Annotated in this window: 11 protein-coding genes, 1 tRNA gene and 2 pseudogenes; 10 read left to right on the top strand and 4 right to left on the bottom strand. The window is 47.9% G+C overall.

Annotation, left to right across the window (positions count from 1 at the left end):
- Positions 1-2: 2 nt before the first annotated feature.
- The 3 genes from NG795_RS21395 to fba all read left to right on the top strand — a co-directional run bounded on the left by NG795_RS21395 (position 3) and on the right by fba (position 2363).
- Positions 3-872 carry an aldose epimerase family protein gene (locus tag NG795_RS21395; RefSeq protein WP_367290667.1) on the top strand — a complete coding sequence of 290 codons (870 nt, stop codon included), beginning with the start codon at positions 3-5 and terminating at the stop codon, positions 870-872.
- A gap of 66 nt (positions 873-938) precedes the next feature.
- Positions 939-1010: transfer RNA gene (locus tag NG795_RS21390), tRNA-Lys, on the top strand.
- Between the two features lie 273 nt (positions 1011-1283).
- Positions 1284-2363, top strand: coding sequence for a class II fructose-bisphosphate aldolase (gene fba, locus NG795_RS21385; protein ID WP_261200456.1), 1080 nt, complete (start codon positions 1284-1286; stop codon positions 2361-2363).
- 495 nt (positions 2364-2858) lie between these two features.
- On the opposite strand, the gene NG795_RS21380 is transcribed toward fba, so the two are convergent.
- Together NG795_RS21380 and NG795_RS21375 are read right to left on the bottom strand one after the other, a co-directional pair.
- The gene (locus tag NG795_RS21380) at positions 2859-5336 is read right to left on the bottom strand and encodes a hypothetical protein (protein ID WP_367290666.1); all 2478 of its coding nucleotides are present in this window, start codon (positions 5334-5336) and stop codon (positions 2859-2861) included.
- A 149-nt stretch (positions 5337-5485) separates the two neighbouring features.
- The gene (locus tag NG795_RS21375; protein WP_367290665.1) at positions 5486-6571 is read right to left on the bottom strand and encodes an AAA-like domain-containing protein; all 1086 of its coding nucleotides are present in this window, start codon (positions 6569-6571) and stop codon (positions 5486-5488) included.
- Positions 6572-6814: 243 nt separating this feature from the next.
- Here NG795_RS21375 and NG795_RS21370 point away from each other — a divergent pair, with 243 nt between their 5' ends.
- A complete protein-coding gene (locus NG795_RS21370) occupies positions 6815-7369 on the top strand; it encodes a peroxiredoxin (protein WP_367290664.1) in 555 nt (184 codons plus the stop codon).
- Positions 7370-7480: 111 nt separating this feature from the next.
- On the top strand, positions 7481-7969 hold the full coding sequence (locus tag NG795_RS21365; RefSeq protein WP_367290663.1) for a hypothetical protein: 489 nt from the start codon (positions 7481-7483) through the stop codon (positions 7967-7969).
- Between the two features lie 8 nt (positions 7970-7977).
- Here NG795_RS21365 and NG795_RS21360 read toward each other — a convergent pair whose 3' ends face one another.
- A complete protein-coding gene (locus NG795_RS21360; protein ID WP_254563581.1) occupies positions 7978-8961 on the bottom strand; it encodes a GntR family transcriptional regulator in 984 nt (327 codons plus the stop codon).
- A 650-nt stretch (positions 8962-9611) separates the two neighbouring features.
- Between NG795_RS21360 and NG795_RS21355 the strand changes: the two genes are divergently transcribed.
- The 4 genes from NG795_RS21355 to NG795_RS21340 all read left to right on the top strand — a co-directional run bounded on the left by NG795_RS21355 (position 9612) and on the right by NG795_RS21340 (position 15598).
- Positions 9612-10361: a dienelactone hydrolase family protein gene (locus tag NG795_RS21355; RefSeq protein ID WP_367290662.1), complete on the top strand. Its 750-nt coding sequence runs from the start codon at positions 9612-9614 to the stop codon at positions 10359-10361.
- Positions 10362-10555: 194 nt separating this feature from the next.
- Positions 10556-12802 (top strand): hypothetical protein, encoded by a 2247-nt coding sequence (locus NG795_RS21350; protein WP_367290661.1) that lies wholly within the window; start codon positions 10556-10558, stop codon positions 12800-12802.
- Positions 12803-13357: 555 nt separating this feature from the next.
- A complete protein-coding gene (locus NG795_RS21345; protein WP_367290660.1) occupies positions 13358-14272 on the top strand; it encodes a S1 RNA-binding domain-containing protein in 915 nt (304 codons plus the stop codon).
- A 594-nt stretch (positions 14273-14866) separates the two neighbouring features.
- Positions 14867-15598 (top strand): PEP-CTERM sorting domain-containing protein, encoded by a 732-nt coding sequence (locus NG795_RS21340; protein ID WP_367290659.1) that lies wholly within the window; start codon positions 14867-14869, stop codon positions 15596-15598.
- Between the two features lie 193 nt (positions 15599-15791).
- Here the strand turns inward: NG795_RS21340 and NG795_RS21335 are convergent.
- Positions 15792-16664 (bottom strand): annotated as a pseudogene (locus NG795_RS21335) (ISAs1 family transposase).
- A gap of 113 nt (positions 16665-16777) precedes the next feature.
- On the opposite strand from NG795_RS21335, the pseudogene NG795_RS21330 reads away from it, so the two are divergent.
- Positions 16778-18190, top strand: a pseudogene (locus NG795_RS21330) (transposase).
- The last annotated feature ends 112 nt before the right edge of the window (positions 18191-18302 follow it).

The following is an 18302-nucleotide window of genomic DNA, read 5'->3' as shown; positions in this document are numbered from 1 at the left end:
CAGTGTTTGCGATCGCAGTAAAAGAAGAACAATACAAGACCTACATCCTCTCCGACCAACCCGCTCAATCCCGGGTCGAAGTCGTTCCTGAACGGGGTGGCATCATCACCCGTTGGCAAGTTCAAGGTCATGACCTCCTCTATCTGGATGCTGAACGCTTTGCCAACCCGGATTTAAGTGTCCGTGGCGGCATCCCCATCTTGTTTCCCATCTGTGGGAATTTGCCGAATAACACCTACAGCTATCAAGGCAAAGAGTACCAACTCAAACAACATGGGTTTGCCCGGGATTTACCTTGGGAAGTCACCGAGGGGGTAACCAAGGACCTCGCCAGCATTACCCTGATTCTCAACAGCAGCGATCGCACCCGTGCCGTTTATCCGTTTGATTTTGAACTAGCCTTTACCTATAAGCTAAAAGGGAACAGCCTGGAAATTGACCAACGCTACACCAACACCGGCGATCGGCCCATGCCCTTTTCTACCGGACTCCATCCGTACTTTTGGGCCCCGGATAAGTCCAAACTCCAATTTAAAATTCCCGCCGTCCAATACACGGACCAAAAAACCCAGAATCAACATCCCTTCACCGGCAGATTCGACCTCAACGTAGACGAAATCGACGCTGCCTTTACCAAAATTACCGGACTCGCTGCCACGGCGATCGACCACAGTCGTCGCTTGCAAGTCCGGTTATTATTTAAAGCCAGTTATTCCAACGTCGTCTTTTGGACCCTCAAAGACAAAGACTTCTACTGCCTCGAACCTTGGACCGCCCCCCGAAACGCCCTCAACACCGGGCTACACCTGATGAATTTGCAACCCGGAGACAAGTGGGAAACCCAAGTTCGCCTCACCGCAGATTTTTTTTAAAAAACCCCTTGCTTTTTTTAAACAGCCTGTGCTAATGTAGCTAAGGTGCTGAAAAAGAAAGCACGCGGGTCGCTAACTCAACGGTAGAGTATTCGGCTTTTAACCGACTAGTTCCGGGTTCGAATCCCGGGCGACCCATAAATTCAAAACCTCATAGATTTTAGAGTCTCAAAGGCATTCAAGACAAAAGCTGAAGGCTGAAAATTCTGGCTTTTTTCCCTTTGCCCCTTCATTCATCCTCCTTGATTCCGCCTTAAGAGTCAAAATTGGCAATTCTGAGATAAAAACGTTATAAAGTTCTCATTTTTAGATATAATTCGTAAAAATCTGAAATTTGTCTTAAACTTGTTGTAACAATTTCAGCTTGTCCATACCCCATCGCTGAAAAAAAAGTAATTAGGAGGACCATCTATGGCGCTTGTACCTATGCGGTTAATGCTGGATCATGCAGCAGAGAACGAGTACGGCATTCCGGCCTACAACGTCAACAACATGGAGCAGATCCAAGCGATCATGCAGGCTGCTAACGAAACCAACAGCCCCGTGATTCTGCAAGCTTCTCGTGGTGCACGCAAATATGCAGGGGAAAACTTCCTCCGCCACCTGATCCTAGCCGCAGTGGAAACCTACCCCCACATCCCCATTGCCATGCACCAAGATCATGGCAACGCACCTTCCACCTGCTACTCGGCTATGAAACAAGGGTTCACCAGCGTCATGATGGATGGCTCCTTGGAAGCAGATGCCAAAACCCCAGCCAGCTACGAGTACAACGTGGAAGTCACCCGCGAAGTCGTGAAAGTGGCTCACTCCATCGGCGTCAGCGTCGAAGGCGAACTCGGTTGCTTAGGTTCTTTGGAAACCGGCATGGGTGAAGCAGAAGATGGTCACGGGTTTGAAGGAAAACTCTCCCATGATCAACTGCTGACCGATCCTGATCAAGCCGTTGACTTCGTTGAGCAAACCCAAGTCGATGCTTTAGCAGTGGCGATCGGAACCAGCCACGGTGCCTACAAATTCACCCGTAAACCCACTGGGGAAATCTTAGCAATCAGCCGGATCGAAGAAATTCACCGCCGCTTGCCGAACACCCACTTGGTCATGCACGGTTCTTCCTCCGTTCCCCAAGACTTGATCGAACTGATCAACAAATACGGCGGAACCATCCCCGAAACCTACGGCGTGCCGATTGAAGAAATCCAAAAAGGAATCAAGTGCGGTGTCCGTAAAGTGAACATCGACACCGATAACCGCTTGGCAATCACTGCGGCAGTCCGTGAGGCCCTGGCCCAAAATACCAAGGAATTTGACCCCCGTCACTTCCTGAAACCCTCCATCCAATATATGCAAAAAGTCTGTGCCGAACGCTATCAAGCCTTTGGTACCGCCGGTAACGCCTCCAAGATCAAGCAAGTCAACCTCGATGACTTCGCCGCCAAGTACGCCAAAGGCGAACTCAGCGCCACCATCAAAAAGGCCGTCACCGCCTAAATTGTAAAAATTGGCCCAGGTAAGAGCAAGCAATTGTAACTCTTATCTGCCATTTTCATCAATAAAAAAAAGGGTAGTGCATTGCACTATCCTTTTTTTTGCATTCCCAGTTCGTAGTAACGACTTCAGTCGTTCTCTTCTCTTAGTTCGTAGTAACGCCTTCAGGCGTTTTCTTTCCCAGTTCGTAGTAACGACTTCAGTCGTTCTCTTATCTTCATTCTTCCCAATACACCGGCGGGGGTTCAAACCCCCGCCTAATAGCTAAAGTCGGATAAATCCGACTGAAAACCTTACCTGATAAAGAGTTTAATGGGGTTTTAACCTACTTTAGTTCTTAGCTTAACCCCACTGTTGGAACTACGAATGGGGAAAGAGAACGACTGAAGTCGTTACTACGAACAGGGAAAGAAAACGACTGAAGTCGTTACTACGAACAGCCGGAAACGCCTGAAGGCGTTACTACGAACTTAGATAAAATAACGCCTGAAGGCGTTACTACGAATTGGGATAGTCATCGGTTAACACGCTTTCAAAATAGTGCTGGATTAATGGCACTTTGACTTGATAATTCCCCTTTTCTCCCTCGGCGATTACCTGTTTTTTAATCAGTTGTCTAATCAGGCGTTGATTACCTGCATCTACGGTTCCTGCCATCAAATCCTGGATAAAGTTCTGTTCCCGCTGAGAAAGAGTGTTTGTCCATAATTCTCTAAAATATGTTCCCCCCCTTTCCAACACCTTGGGGATCACGCCATCGATATCTTCCCGGGTTGCTTTGAGAGAGGGAATCGCTTTCTGGGTATCGTCTCGGGATTTCTGATTGAGGCGATCGACCACCAGGGAACAAGTTAACTGGACTAAATAGGGTTGACAGGCGGTTAATTCGATAATGCGATCGACCGCTTGGGGATGGTAAATATCGGGAAAATTTTCCACTGGTTTGAGGATCAACTCTCGCGCTTCGGGTTCTTCTAAATAGGTGAGGCGCAGGGATTGAGTATTAATCAGATAATCGCTCCAATAGGGGTCTAATTCATCCGGGGTATGGGAACCGCTAAATAACAGAATCCACTGGGGACAGTGCTGCATGAGGTGACGCAGGAAGTTCAGGGGGGCGCGACTTTTTGTTTGGGCAATCAATTCTTCGAGACGTTCAAATTCATCCAAACAGAGGAGAAACCGCTTACCCGATGCCATGCGCTCAATTTGAGTAAACCAGGTTTGCAATGCCAAAAACGGATCGGTTTGCAGTTCCTCTAGATCCGGTTGAGGGAGTTGCAGTCGGCGCGAGTGCCATGCTGCTTTCTGGATGGCAGTTGCTAGGGATTTCGCGAATCCAGATAGGGTGATGGTGCTGGCGATGCCTTGAATATCTACGAGTAAGGGGACGAGATCGGCACCGACTTTCTGAGGCAGATACTTTAAGGTGGAGGTTTTGCCGGTGCGTCGTCCTCCGTAGAGGAGTAAAATCGGCGGTTGGGGGGACAGACTCAAGTTTTCGATTTGCCGAAACAAATCCTGACGCCCTTTGAAGCGAGATTTGGCAGATTCAGGGTCGAGTGCAGAACCGGCGATATAGGGTTGGGGAATTTCTCCAGATTTTTCCGCAGCTTCGGTGAGGGTGCGGCAGGCGGTTTGGAGGATTTGTAACCAGCGCTGAGTGATGCTGCCAAAACTGGTGGCGAGGAAGGGATTGCGGTTAAATGCCAAGCGGTTTTGGATTTCACCCAGGGCGGCGATCGGTTTTTGCAGGAGTTCAATCTGGCGATAGGCAGTGGTGGAGCTTTGGGTTGATCGCACGGTTTGGCTGATTTCTAGGAAATTTGGCAGGATTTCCCCGAGTTGTTTGGGGGGAGGGGAGGGTATCCAGTTGAGTTCGTTAGAAATAGCGACGATATCGGTAATCGTTTGACAGCGATCGAGGGTGGTTAAGGCAATTCCCCGGATTGCTTTGGCGGCGAGTTGCTGTTGATTGGTGGAGGTAATCAGATAATCAATGGTTTGACGGGCAGCAGCGGGATTTTCTGGGTAGGATTCGATAATTAAGCTGTCGAGAAAAGGCAGGGGGAGGTAAATTAATTCATCAAACCGTGGGGGTAAATAGGGGAGAGTTTTGGATACCGCTCCTGGTCGGGAAACGAGGAAGAGGGCCAGGGACCAGAGCAATTCGGGAATCCAAAAGTAAACGCGCAACACACCGAGAATCCATGCTACACCAGCCCCCCCACCCCACGCTACGGATGATGCTACAAATCCAACTACAGTTGACGTCAGTATAAGGGTTGCAGAGTAGGGTGTACCTACTGTTGCTACACTACATCCCACACCTAATGCTACATAGAAGGTTACACTCAACGGTACATTTAATGCTATGTGGAATATTACAGCTAATACTACACTCAATACCATGTCCCATGCTATCTCCCATAGCACACCAAAAATTACGCTTAGTGATACACCCCATACTACAAGACCTAAAGCACTGAAGAGAGGGGCAGAAAATAAAGATTGCACCAGGGCCTCCGCTTTAGGGATAAGCTGGGAAATAACTAGAAGGAGGAATAAAACAATCGCGAGGGTGATGAACAAGCTGTAAAACCATTGCCATCTCTGTTGAAAATTTGCCCGTACCTGCAGTAACCCAGTCACCCACCCCAGCAAAAATAAGCTAATGCTTAACCCATTAAACAGTTCCCCGGATGCCAGGGAATAAATGGGGGCAACGAGTAACATTATGAGGAACGGCACGGTCAAATTTACCCACCAGACTTGATAGGCATAGCGACGAAGAGGCGAGTTTTGAGCAAGTTCCCGTTGTTTAGAAAAGGGATTATATGTGTCTGGCAGTGTTGCATGGATATTATTACCTAACCACTGTCGAAAGGTAAAGGGTTTAAAATAGGCCCAATAGAGGAGGCGGGCACATTCGCTTAGATAAATCCAGAATAGAGAGAGAGAATTGGGTTGAGACATAAGGTCACATTAGAGAGGAATAGGGAGAGTATGGGGTTTTTGGGTTGATGGGAATGGTGATTTATTAGGGGATTTGGGTCTTTTACACCCTGGGTTTTAATCCACTTTTTTAGGGAGGTTGCACGACTACAGGGCGTCTCAATCTGGCATTACTGGGCTTGGCACCATTGCTCGATCGCACTCCCCCAGGTACTACATAATAATCCTTTGATTTGTTGAGAAAAATCCAGCCAAGTAATTTGACCAGATAAGGCTAAAAGGAACACAACAATCACAATCAGGCCGATGCCCATGCCAATCACTTCATTGACTCCGACTCCGATAATTTTTGTCACCCCGAATAGACTTTTAGGCAAATCCCAAATCACCCAACGAAACCCGCGCCAGATGCGCCGCCCATCGAGTCGCCATCCGGGGATGCGCTTTGCCTGTTGGTCAAACTGCTGTTTCGCCCATTGAACGGACCGATCGCCTCTTCGCGCTTCCCACAACCAAAACGCTGCCAGTTGCAATAAATAAGGATATCTCCCACCCCATTCGAGCGCAAGTTTCTGTTTTTCAGGACTTAGTGCAGGTTCCAAACTCGGGTCAGTTGCTTGGGGTAACCGCACTAAATCCGTCGCTTCCATTTCTGTGATTCCTCTCAAGGGTAAAACATGACCCACATTGAAAAATGAAGAGGTCAAACGATGTTGACGACTGTAGATATCGATGTTTTTATAAGAGGCGATAATCACCATTAAGGCATTGCCATCTAAGAGCGATCGCAGGTTGTCAAAAAACCCATTATCAAACTCTTGGGGATACTGAAACAGCGCCTCAATCTTATCTAAGCAGAGGATAGGCAAAACTTGGGCATCTTTCCAGGCAAACATCGCCTCCGCAAAGGATTGATGATTAAACGATGACTGAGAAAGGGGATCTGCTAATTTGGAGTTAGCTTTTACCGAGGGACGTTTCAGAAACTCCCGCGCCACTGCCTGATAAAAATCCGAGCGGGTTTGACAAGATGCCGCTTGCAAGGACAGATAAATCGCCACATACTGTTGAGGATTGGCCCCAGAATTCTGGAGGCGCTGTTCATAAGTTTGACAAAAATGATACAGCAAGGAAGATTTGCCGATGCGATGCGGTCCCACCACATTAATGCTAGTGGGTTGAGCACCGCTGACATAGGAGGTTATACGATCCAACTCCTCGCGACGACCCACAAAATACCGAGAGTCGGTAATCATGGATCCAGTAACAAAGGGGCAGGGGGTAGGCGATTGGGGGTTCATCAATTAGCAGAAGTAGGGAGAATCGGGGATGGAGGGATTGTAGCGTTCTTTTCCATCGTAACCCGGCCCTCTCGACTGGGGTCAATGGCGAGATTGAGTTTTCCTCTAGGTTGAGTGTAGTGGGAGTGCCGATCGCCCACCGCCTCTGCCGATCGCAGGATAAACTAATCTAAAATAACCCTCTTTCTCTATTAATTTATGATGTCCCGTCGCCATTTTTTCCGAGTTTTCCTCGCCGGTACTCTCGCCTTCCTTGCCTGGTTCAACTGGGTCCCTGCCGCTTATTCTATGGGGGGTAAACTACCGGCGATCGGCGAACCGGCACCCGAATTTACCCTGCCGACGAATACCGGCAATGGCAATATTTCCCTGTCTGACTATCGGGGAGAGTGGGTGGTGTTGTATTTCTATCCGAAAGACTTTACCTCCGGTTGCACCTTAGAAGCGCGGCGCTTTCAACAGGATTTACCGAAATATATAGACAGAAATGCTCAAATCCTCGGGGTGAGTGCAGATTCGGTAGACTCTCATGCGGAATTCTGCGATTCGGAAGGGTTGCGATTTCCCCTCTTAGCAGATACTGACGGTGCCGTGAGTCAAGCTTATGGGTCCTGGATACCGCCGATGTCGATGCGCCACAGTTTTATCATTGACCCCGAGGGCATTTTGCGCGAAACCTTTCTCGGGGTGCGTCCCGCTACTCACAGCGTCGAGGTATTAGCGCGATTGGATGAGTTGCAAAAGTCTACTTGATAATCTGACTGCTTACCAGATTTAAGGTAATTTGTCAAACAAATTATTGGAATCCGGCCCTGTTGTATTCTGGTGCGTTACGGTAGGGAGAGGTTTATCGATAAAGATGATATGGATTGGCAACCAGAACAGATTCCTCAAACGCCCCCTGAAACGCTGGAATTTCAAGAACCCGAAGCGTTACCCCCGTTAGAATTAAGGCCGGTGAGGGAGGGTTCCCTCGATTTAGAACTCCCCGATGATGCTAATTTGCCGATCGCCCTTACGGATATCTCTGCACCCAGTTCCCAGGCGGATGTTGCTGAGGTACAGATATCCCTGATTGAGCAAATCAAGCAGGAACTGCAAGATGTGGGAGACGAGGACCTGAAACCGGCGCGAATTCAAATAGGGTTACTGTTTATCGGGGTTTCGGCGTTGTTGCTGATGTCGCTGTTGCTTTATATCACTGCCATGCATCCGGGACTGACGGTGAAGCAGCAGATGCTCAGATATTGGTCTGAATATGTGGGGTTTGTGGGATTGGGGGTGGCGGGATTGATGATGTTGGGACGCGAAGCGATGCGATCGCCGGATATCTCCGAAGAGGGCGATCGCTAACTCTATCCTTACTCAAACCCCAATTCCCGTTTGAGCATATTCAGGGAGTCCACTCCAATATAGTTCTCCGTCTTAAACACCCGAGGGGCGCGAATCATTTCCTCTCGCGCCGCATGGATGGCCCCTCGGACCTTGTTGTAACTGGGCTGATCGCAGATAATGGTATGAGCAGTCCGGACCACCGCATTCACCTTATAGGCGTCATCCGGTTGACTCGTCATCACGAGGACATCTTCTCCCCGCAAACTGTGGATAATCACTTCCGCAACCCGCATAATTCCTAAACTCAAACAAACGATCCCAAAATAACTATTTTTAGGTAACGTTTTGACTAATTCCATCTCTTCCATATAGTCATAAGTATCGATGGGAATTACTCGAACGGCTTTCGGTCCCGCGACTTCTTCTGCTTTATTGAAAAAATAGCGACTCGTGACTACAGTTCCGGTAGGAGTCTGTTCCAGTGCTTTGGAGAGGTCTTCCAAGGGAACCAACTGCACGGGAATTTTGAGTTCTTGTTCGATTTCAAAGGCCATTAATTGCCCTGCACCGATATCATGAGTCGGTGCCGTGACTAACACCCTGGCACTGCATCGCAAGCGCCAGTCAATTTCTGTTAAAAATAGTTCCCGCGCTTGATTGAGAGAACATCCCTGTTGCAGCAATTCATCTAAACTGCGTTTTACCGTTTTATAGGCATCGGGATATTTTTGAAACAGGGGAGAAGTCATGCGAACGACTCGTTCTTGGTTCTCGTCGCGCACGTAAATGCCCGAACCCGCTTGAGAGTCTACCAGTCCGAGTTCTTCGAGTTGTCGGTAAACTTTAGAGATGGTATTGCGGTGCAGACCCGTTTGAATCGCTAAAGCGCGGGTACTCGGCAGCTTTTCCCCGGGGGGAATTTGTCGAGAGGCGATCGCGAAGCGGATTTGATTAAATAACTGAGTCGATGCAGGGATTTCGCTTTCGGTCTTGATATGAAACTGAAGCATTCTAGGGACTCCAAGGCACTCGGATTAAACGGTTAGAGATATTCTGCTGCTGACGGTGGTTTGGGAGACGTCGTACCGTTTCAACGACGGCTGTGCGTTCTCTCTCTTCTTTTGTATCTAGTAAGAAGCCTGTTTGTCGAGTGGGGGATCGCCAAGCATACCACTCACCCCTTCAGGGGATACTTGTTATGACCGGGCTTGTAAAATCGTGCTGGTGAAGTAGGATTCGACTTAAGCCTAGGGTCGGTTGTTCCACGCTTAAGTTGCCTCGGGTTTGAGTAGATTAACTGGAAAGCAGGCTGGAATTTTAGGGTTCAAATTCGGCAGATCAATCGTTGTTCTAAGCCACTGAGTTCTATTTAAGTCTAGCATTTTAGGTGGGGAATCTCATTGAAGGTTTTTTAAAGAAAAGTAACTGTTATCCTTGACCCATTTGGGAGAAAAGAGCGATAGAATCATGAGTTGTGATAACTTGTGACCGGGTGCGGTCCAAAGAGATCCCTTGGGTCCAGGAGCAAAGGAGGCACCCTAGCTACTCGATAAAGTAGGAAGAGTAAAAGGGGTACTCAGGGATGGAAATCAACTCATTTAAGTGCAAGATAGGAGTTAATGGAAAAACCAGGTTGTAACCCAAACCCGTCAAAAAGAAGATGGCAGATTTAGAGATAAAAAGCGCTCATGTCAAAGTGCCGAATGCAGATTTACTGATTTCTGCGTATCTGGCGCAACCCGTTGGAATTGGTCCATTTCCCGGAATTATCGTGTTTCAGGAAATTTTTGGGGTCAACGAACATATCCGAGCGGTGACCGAGAAAATCGCCAAAATGGGATATGTGGCGATCGCCCCGGCACTATACCAACGCACGGCACCCAACTTTGAGGTGGGCTACTCCGAAGAAGACATGACCCTTGGACGGCACTATAAAGAGCAAACCAAGGTTTCAGAACTCAAAAGCGATACCCAAGCAAGTTTGGATTATCTGAAAACCCTCCCTTCAGTCAAAACAACCGCAATGGGCTGTATTGGGTTTTGCTTCGGGGGCCATGTGGCCTATCTGGCGGCGACCCTTCCAGAAATTAAGGCGACTGCCTCCTGTTATGGGGCGGGGATTGTCAACTGGACCCCCGGAGGCGGGGAACCCAGCTTGAGTGTCACCCCAGAAATTAGCGGGACGATCGCCCTGCTGTTTGGAACAGAGGACCCGTTAATCCCCAACGAACAAGTCAACCAAATCGAAGCGGAACTCCAAAAACATGGCATTCGTCACCGGGTGATTCGATACCCCGGGGCAACCCACGGGTTTTTATGCGATCGGCGATCGAGCTACAATCCCGAAGCAGCGGTTGATGCTTGGACTCAGATCCAGCAACTGTTCGATGAAACCCTCCAATCCCTGTGAAGGGTTGGGAAGGTATCCCTTGTTTCATAAGCTGGCATAAGAAACAAGGGAAATGGCGACTGGGCGATCGGTTTGGCTCACCACAGGCGATCGCAAAGCGTGAAATTTTTGGCAAGATTGGCATGATCAGTATCCAATGGGGCAGGTCGTACATCCGCCAACTTTAATGAAACTGTAATCAAGAGGAAAAAATCATGGTTCAAGGTGTTTTACCGGGTCTGGCGCTTGCACCCCCTGAAACCGAGTATTTTAATGCGGAACTCTATCGGCTTGCCAATCCCGACTTGATCGGACTCAATCCCGAGCAATTGCAAACTCACTTTACAGAACGAGGGGTGGCAGAGGGACGTCGCATTATCGTCCCCTTTGATCAAAACTTTTATCGATTGACCAATCCCGACCTAGCTGGGTTAAATAATCGCGAACTGTTCGATCACTTTATCAATGCAGGCATCGACCAAGGACGGCCATTTTCTCCGATTTTTGATCTGGATTTTTATCGAGAAAATCTCGAACAGCTCGATCCTGAGATTATTACCCAGCTCACTCCCGTTGTTGAACAACCCGTTTCTCCATTCATTCTTCTGGATCCGGATCGTCCTCAACCCCCTTCCCTGAATCAAAACCTGTTCAATCTATTTCTGGAGACTCAGCTTGATATCGAGACCGATTTAGATGTGGAGGGTCTTGGGGTTCCCGTCGAAGAGCTTCGGAATGTCAGTTTTTCCCCATTTTTCGACCCGATTTTATATCTGAATCAAAATCCCACCTTAGCCGAAGCCTTTGGTCCCAATAATCGCCAAAAGGCGATCGCTCATTTTGCTCTCTACGGGATTAAGGAAAATCGCCGGTCTTCGTTGATTTTCGATCCCAATTTTTACCGAGAAGACAATCCAGACCTCGCAGCGGCAGGATTAACCACTAGCGAACAATTACTCATTCACTATCAACTCAACGGAATTCAAGAAGGACGTCGCCCTTCTTTAAACTTCAATCCGTCATTCTATTTAGAGAATAACCTGGATCTACAGGCTAGAGGGTTAACCCTACCTCAACTGGTGGAGCAATATCTCCAGGAAGGACTGGCACAGGGACGGCGCTCGTCTGAGTATTTTGACCCGATCGCCATTAATTCCTTGCTGATTCCCCAATCCCCTCCCCCAGCAACACCTCCCGCGACCGATGCACCCCCTCCTGTTTCCTCAGTGACCTTACTTGAGGAAAACTTTGTGAAGTGGAACGTTCCCGTGGGCGGGGTCCTCAGTTACAGTTTCGTAGAAACCGCCAGTGCCCTGAGTTATCCCGGTCCTGAAAGCGGCGTGGGAGAAGTCAACGAAGGGATTAAAAATAATGTACGCAAAATTATGCAGGAGTATGATAAAGTCCTGCCGTTTAGCTTAGTTGAGGTTCCCGATCGCCCCTCGAATAACGGTCAGATCCGGATCTTATTTGCCAACGATCCGGTTTACGCCTATAGCAATGCTCCGGGACTGGAAACTGGAGGAGATATCGTCCTGAGTCGAAATTATGAAATCGATCCGCAGTTCTCGTTTTCTCAGAGCCCCAGTAATTTTGGCTATCAACGATTGGTCCATGAAATTGGCCATGCTCTAGGGTTAAGGCAGCCTAATAACTATGCCGGATCTCCCTCCGTAGAACGGCCCACATTCCCAGCCCAGGGTCCCCGGTTATCCTTTGTCCAGGATAATAATAGCAACACGGCGATGAGCTTCAATATTGCTGGGGTCGGAGCTAGTACGCCCATGCCTTATGATATCCGGGCGCTCCAGTTCCTGTATGGTTTTAGTACGGGGAATAGCGGGAATGATCTCTATCGGTTTGATGGCAACAACTTTATCGGGGTCAAGCAAACGATTTGGGATGCAGGGGGAATCGATACCTTTGATTTTTCTGCCTTACCGGCGATCGGGAGCTACTTTTTTGATATGAACGAAGGGGGGGTCACTACCAACCAAAGTGCACTCAACGCCTCCACTTACCTGGCGATTAATGATCCCACCCAGTTCCCTTATAGTGCCAGCAGCTATGGGACCTACATTGCCTATGGGACAACCATTGAAAACCTCCAGGGAAGTCCTGTGAATGATTTGATTTTAGGGAACACTGCCGCCAATGGGATCAATGGCGGGTCTGGGGATGACATTCTCATCGGGGGTTTGGGTCCTGATACCTTGGTAGGGGGTCCCGGTCGGGATAGGTTTGTCTATGCACCGGGAGATGGCACAGATGTGATTACGGATTTTAATGTGGCAGACGATTTTATTGCGTTAGCCGCTCCTTTGTCCTTTGAGGGAATCTCTGTGGAAGCTTCCGGTGCCGATGCCTTACTGCGTGTGATCACAACTGGCGAAGTGTTAGCGGTGTTGACGGGGGTGAGTTCCAATACCCTCAGTCCCGCTAATTTTGTCTCCTATGGTTAATGGGGTTTTCCCGGGCTTTTTAGGCGGTGGACTCTGTTCAACAGTCCGGGACTCAGAGGGTCCGCTTGGGGAACAAGGGCTAGATCCATCCCGGAAGGGTTCTGCCGGTGTTTTGTTAGGAAGGGGCAATGGCTAGAGCAGTGGTATAGTTTTGGACCCCTAGGGGTCCAGACATCGGGTTTCAGGAGATTTCTTTGTGGGAGATTCTCACGGATTTTGTCAAGAAACCGGGTTGGTCTTCCCTATACTGTACCGATGCCCTTGATGGGTCGGGGAATTTTTGGCGGAGGCAGTCAAAGTTGCTAAACTGCAAGATTGTTCGTCAGAATTGAGTCAAGGGAGGACAATGAGAGTGTGCTCTGAAGGATCAGGTGTTAAAGCCAGCTGACAATCCGTTGGGAGGCGATCGCTTTAACGCCAATTTTGAGGGGTGCAACCCAAGGCCCAGTTTTTCTAGGAATACGCCGATTCAATCGATCTAGTTGGCACGGCGATCGGCGAGGCGGTGCCAGCGATTTCAACTTTATCTTAATTTTGTTTTTTGTTTTAATCACGATGAATTCTAACTCATCCCGTTCTCAAAAGGCCCAACCGTCTTTTTCTGCTGAGGATTTTGCGAAAGCCCTCGAACAACAAGATTATGACTTTCGTAAAGGTCAGAAGGTCCGAGGTCAAGCGTTTGAATATGTTTCTGATGGGGCTTATATTGATATTGGGGGAAAAGCGGCGGCTTTTCTCCCCCTAGCAGAAGCGTCTGTAAAGCCGGTCAGCAATCTGGCGGAAGTGGTACCCCTCAACGAGGAACGGGACTTTTTGATCGTCAGCGAACCGAATGACGAAGGTCAAGTCAAGGTATCGATTCGCCAGATGGAATTGAGGAAAGTCTGGGAGCATTTAGCTCAGGTGCAAGAGAATAATGAATCGGTGCCAGTCCGGGTGATTGGCGTGAATAAGGGTGGCGTCACGGTTAATGTGGAAGGGTTGCGCGGTTTTATTCCGCGATCGCACCTCAGTGAGCGGGGGAATTTGGAGCAGCTCATTGGACAGAATCTGAGTGCCACGATTTTGGAGGCCGATCGCGATCGCAATAAGTTGGTGCTATCTCAACGCCTACAAGCTCGCGCCAAGCGCATGGGCCAACTCGTAGTGGGTCAACTGGTTGAAGGAGAAGTAGTCGGACTCAAGCCATTTGGGGTCTTTGTAGACCTCAATGGGGTGACGGGGTTGCTCCATATTAATCAGATCAGTCAAAAGTATGTGGCGTCTCTCCAGACGGTGTTTCAAGTGGGACAACCGATTAAAGTGGTGATTGCGGAGTTGGACGAGTGGAAAGGACGGATTTCTCTGACGACGAAGGTGTTAGAGAATTATCCAGGGGAGATTCTGGAGAAAATGGATGAGGTGATGGCAACGGCGGAGGAACGGCGATCGCCAAAGAGTGAAACCGAGACAGCCGCACCATCGACCTAGAACATCTTTAAAGTAAAGAGGGAAGTGGGGGAATTTTTCGAGGAGGATTCACCGGTTAGTGGGCGATCTCTCTCCGTATTTTCTCCCATATCCTCAGGGACGGTTTAGGGAAATTGGGGCAGGGAATGGCTCAAGGCTCAAAATTCTGCCCACTTCCCAATACAGAGAAAGATCAGGATTCACATTCCGGGGACGTACCTATACCTCCTGCGAGGGTTAGAAATCAAATGCCGCTTTAAGTTAGGGGAGGAGATTCTGCTTCGCCAACGCTTCACGAACAGATTCAACAGATAAAATTTTCCTTAGATTTTTTTTTTAAAAAGAAATTATATCACTTAAATTCCTCCGTAATTACACTTAATTTAGGGAGAAGTTTAAAGAGTTATTAAATCTGTGATCTCGATCATGGAAAGATCAAAGATTTCATGGCTTAATAGAAAGTAGGAAAGAAAAAAGAACAATATTACTTTCCGGCGATTCCCCCAAGGCCAGTCGCAAACAATCATTCAAAAAAATACTTCAGGACCCAAAGGGTTAAGACATCAAGGGTAAGACATCTGTCAGCATAACTAAAAATAACTGAGGGCAAAAACAATGAACTTCCAACGACACATTCTATCTGTAGCAGCAGCAACCACTTTCTTCAGCCTAGCCTCTGTAGCACCTGCCGACGCTCTTACATTTGGAAACAGCGGCATCCTGTTCGATACCGATACGACTATTGACTTTAACTTTGCTCAATCCCACGGGTGGTGGTTCGGTGACTTCGGGGTTAAAGATCTATCTACTGGATTAGAAACGCTTCTGATTTCTGAAACTCTCAATGCCAATATCGGAAGTGGGTTGGAGAATGACAGTAAAGGAACAGCAGGTTCGGGTCTGGCAGTTGTAAATCCCTTTGCGAGTTTCACCTTCAAGGCAGGTAAAGAATACTCTTTGGTTCTGAACAGCTACAAGGCAACACAAAGTCGTACTCGTGGAGATCTAGCTAATACGGTTTACTCCACCAGTGCGCTCAATAACCCGTTAAATGACCCGAATTGGAATAAGCCGGTCACCATAGGCGACAATAACTACGATCCGCTTCTCAATGGCAGAACTGTCAAGGCAAGCGATCGCGTCTTGTTTGAAGGTGATTTGTTCTCGGGTCTCCAGTTGTTCTTTGAAGATAACGGTCTGGCCGGGGATCACGACTACGATGACTTTATCGTGTCCGCTAGAGTAGCTCAAGTATCTGTGCCTGAACCCGCCACCTTACTTGGTTTAGGACTTGTAGCGGGTGCGATGGCTTTCTCCCGACGTCGCAAAGAAACTCAAGCCTCCTAAGCTTACTCTAGAAAAGTCATGGCCAGGACGATAAGTCTATATATACTGGCATAATTCCTATAATTACAACCCAGATTAACCTTCTCAATGCTGCTTTAAAGGGGCATTCTTGAGAAGGTTAATTTGTACAGGGTAAGCGCAAGAAAAATAAAGAGCCATGTTCTCGCCCCCGTGGCCCCGTCGAATGCGGGACTTATCCTCGCACCAGGTGACATCTAGTACAAGCGTGGAGTTGATTTTCGATACTCCAGTGGGTACGGATCGCCCGACCAATCAATGCCGCATCACAAGGCAGTGACGAGAGATAAAACATCACCTCTGGGGTGGTCTTGTTCCAGAGGTATCGTACCCGCTTCACCATTACGATGGTTTTAAAAACTGCCCATTGCTCGATTTGGTGCAGACCTCCCATCAAGACAACCGGCACAGCCCACACCTGCCGATGTTCGCGCCGATGATGACCCGATTCCACAAGCTGTTCATAACTGTACTCATTACCTGCAAAGTGCTGGGCCTGAGCCTGCTCAAACCAAGCCGTGACCTGGGCCCACAGGGTAGGGTGATTCGCCTTCAAACAAAAGACGTAATCGGCCCAATGGCCGACGATCTCGCGGGCAATCTGCGTCTGAGTTCCCATTGCATCCAGGGTAATGATGCAACCGCTGATATCCAGGAGTTCGAGCAATGCGGGAATCGCGGTGATCTCATTGCTCTTGGACGCCACCTTCACCTGGCCCAACAATAAACGATGCTCGCTGGCCCAAGCGCTGACGACGTGGAGGGTGGATTGCTTGTGGTTGCGGTCTTATGAGCCTTTAATGGTCTTACCGTCAATCGGAATCACCGGGGCACCGCTGGCCTCAACTATCTGCTGCACCCAGCCTAAAAAGCATCGCTCTAGGGCTTCGGGGGCTAGTTGCTGAAATACACGACGGTACCTGTCAGCATGGGGTACTCCACGGGGTAGCCGCAATAGGGTACTCAGCCACACCTCATGGCTCTCGGCGTAAGTTTCAATGTCTTTCCAACCTGTCGCGCCGCCGATGACGGCCAAAATCGCGATCATCACAATGCTTAAAAACAATACCTTCGCCAAAAAAGCAAAAAAGGGAGGGCCAACGTAGTACACTTGTTGTTTACCACAACCACAAATGACATCTACATTAGCATAAGAAAGACATCTTACCACTTTTACAATGCCTCAGTCCAGTCATAGGGACCACGAGTGTCCGTCAATTGAGCCGGATTGCCAAAGCCATACTGGCAATGGAGGGCCGAGTGACCATGTTGGGGATTTCTCGTTGGACCCCAGTGGGGGGCAGTTATCGCACGGTACAACGATTCTTTTACAAGGTTTTACCGTGGGCCAGAATGTTATGGGTATTTTTTCAGGAGCATTTGTTCAACAAAGATGACGCTTATTTGCTCGCTGGCGATGAAGTGATTGTCACCAAAGCTGGAAAAGAAACTCACGGTCTTGACCGATTTTTTTCTAGCTTATATGGAAAGCCCGTGGCAGGTTTATCTTTTTTTGCTTTATCTTTAGTTAGCGTTCAACAAAGAAAATCCTATCCCATTCACATCGAACAAACCATAAAAACTCCCGAAGAAAAGGCGTCAGCATTAGCAAAAAAACAGGCTAAATTCTAGGAGAAAAAATTAACTAAAAATTCTAAGTTATGCCCCCTAAATAAAGCAAGCCGTCAATAAACCGAGGATAGCTCTCTAGTCAAAAAGAACAAAGGAGGCCGACCGCCAGGAAGCAAAAATAAAGACAAAACTCAAGTAGTTTTCACTCCAGAGTTATGGCGAATCAAGGCATCAATTGCCTGACTGTTGGGACAGATAAATAAATTCTTGCCTTTGACGTATTTATTGCTGGATGGGCATTTTGGCAATAATAATGCTTTACAAATGGCTCGTCAATTGGGCCTTCATTTAATTTTTAAATTGCGCCAAGACTCCGCCCTTTATTTTCCTTATGAAAAGTCTGATCCAGAAGAAAAAACTAAAACCAAGTATGGGCCTAGGCTGCAAATTGGTCAAATTCCCGCGCAGTATTTGAAAAAGACAACAACGGACAAAAACAAAATCACCACTCAGATTTATCAAGCCACTCTGATTCATAAAGAATTTGCCCAATCTTTGAAGGTCGTGATTATAGTCAAAACTAACCTTCAGACTTCAAGCCAAAGCCATGTCATTTTATTTTCTAGTGATTTGGAATTAAGTTGGGAGAAAATAATTGACTATTATCGCCTGCGATTCCAAATAGAATTTAACTTTAGAGATGCCAAACAATTTTGGGGATTAGAAGACTTTATGAATATTAAGGAGACTGGGGTGACTAATGCGGCTAATCTGTCATTTTTTATGGTGAATTTATCCCATTATCTGTTAAAGGTTATCCATTCGGGGCCTCTGTGCAGTGTTCTAGATCTCAAAAGTCAATTTCGCGGTTACCGTTATGCAGAAGAAACCTTAAAACTACTTAAGGAAAAACCTGACCCAGTTTTATTGGGTCAGATTTTCAAACGCTTATCCAGTCTCGGCTGTATCCACCAACATTCCCATGAGGCCAGTGACCATTAAATTGGCGAAGGTAAGCAGTCATGCAAAATTAATTCCATATTCTTTTCCCAGATTATCGAGGACATTAGTCACATAATCAACTAAATTTTGCCAGCTTTTATAAGCTTCTATT

Origin of the sequence: Laspinema palackyanum D2c (genome assembly GCF_025370875.1) — a bacterium.
Taxonomy (GTDB): Bacteria; Cyanobacteriota; Cyanobacteriia; order Cyanobacteriales; family Laspinemataceae; genus Laspinema; species Laspinema palackyanum.
The sequence above is the reverse complement of the archived record's forward strand: the minus strand, read 5'-3'. Positions and strand labels throughout refer to the sequence as shown.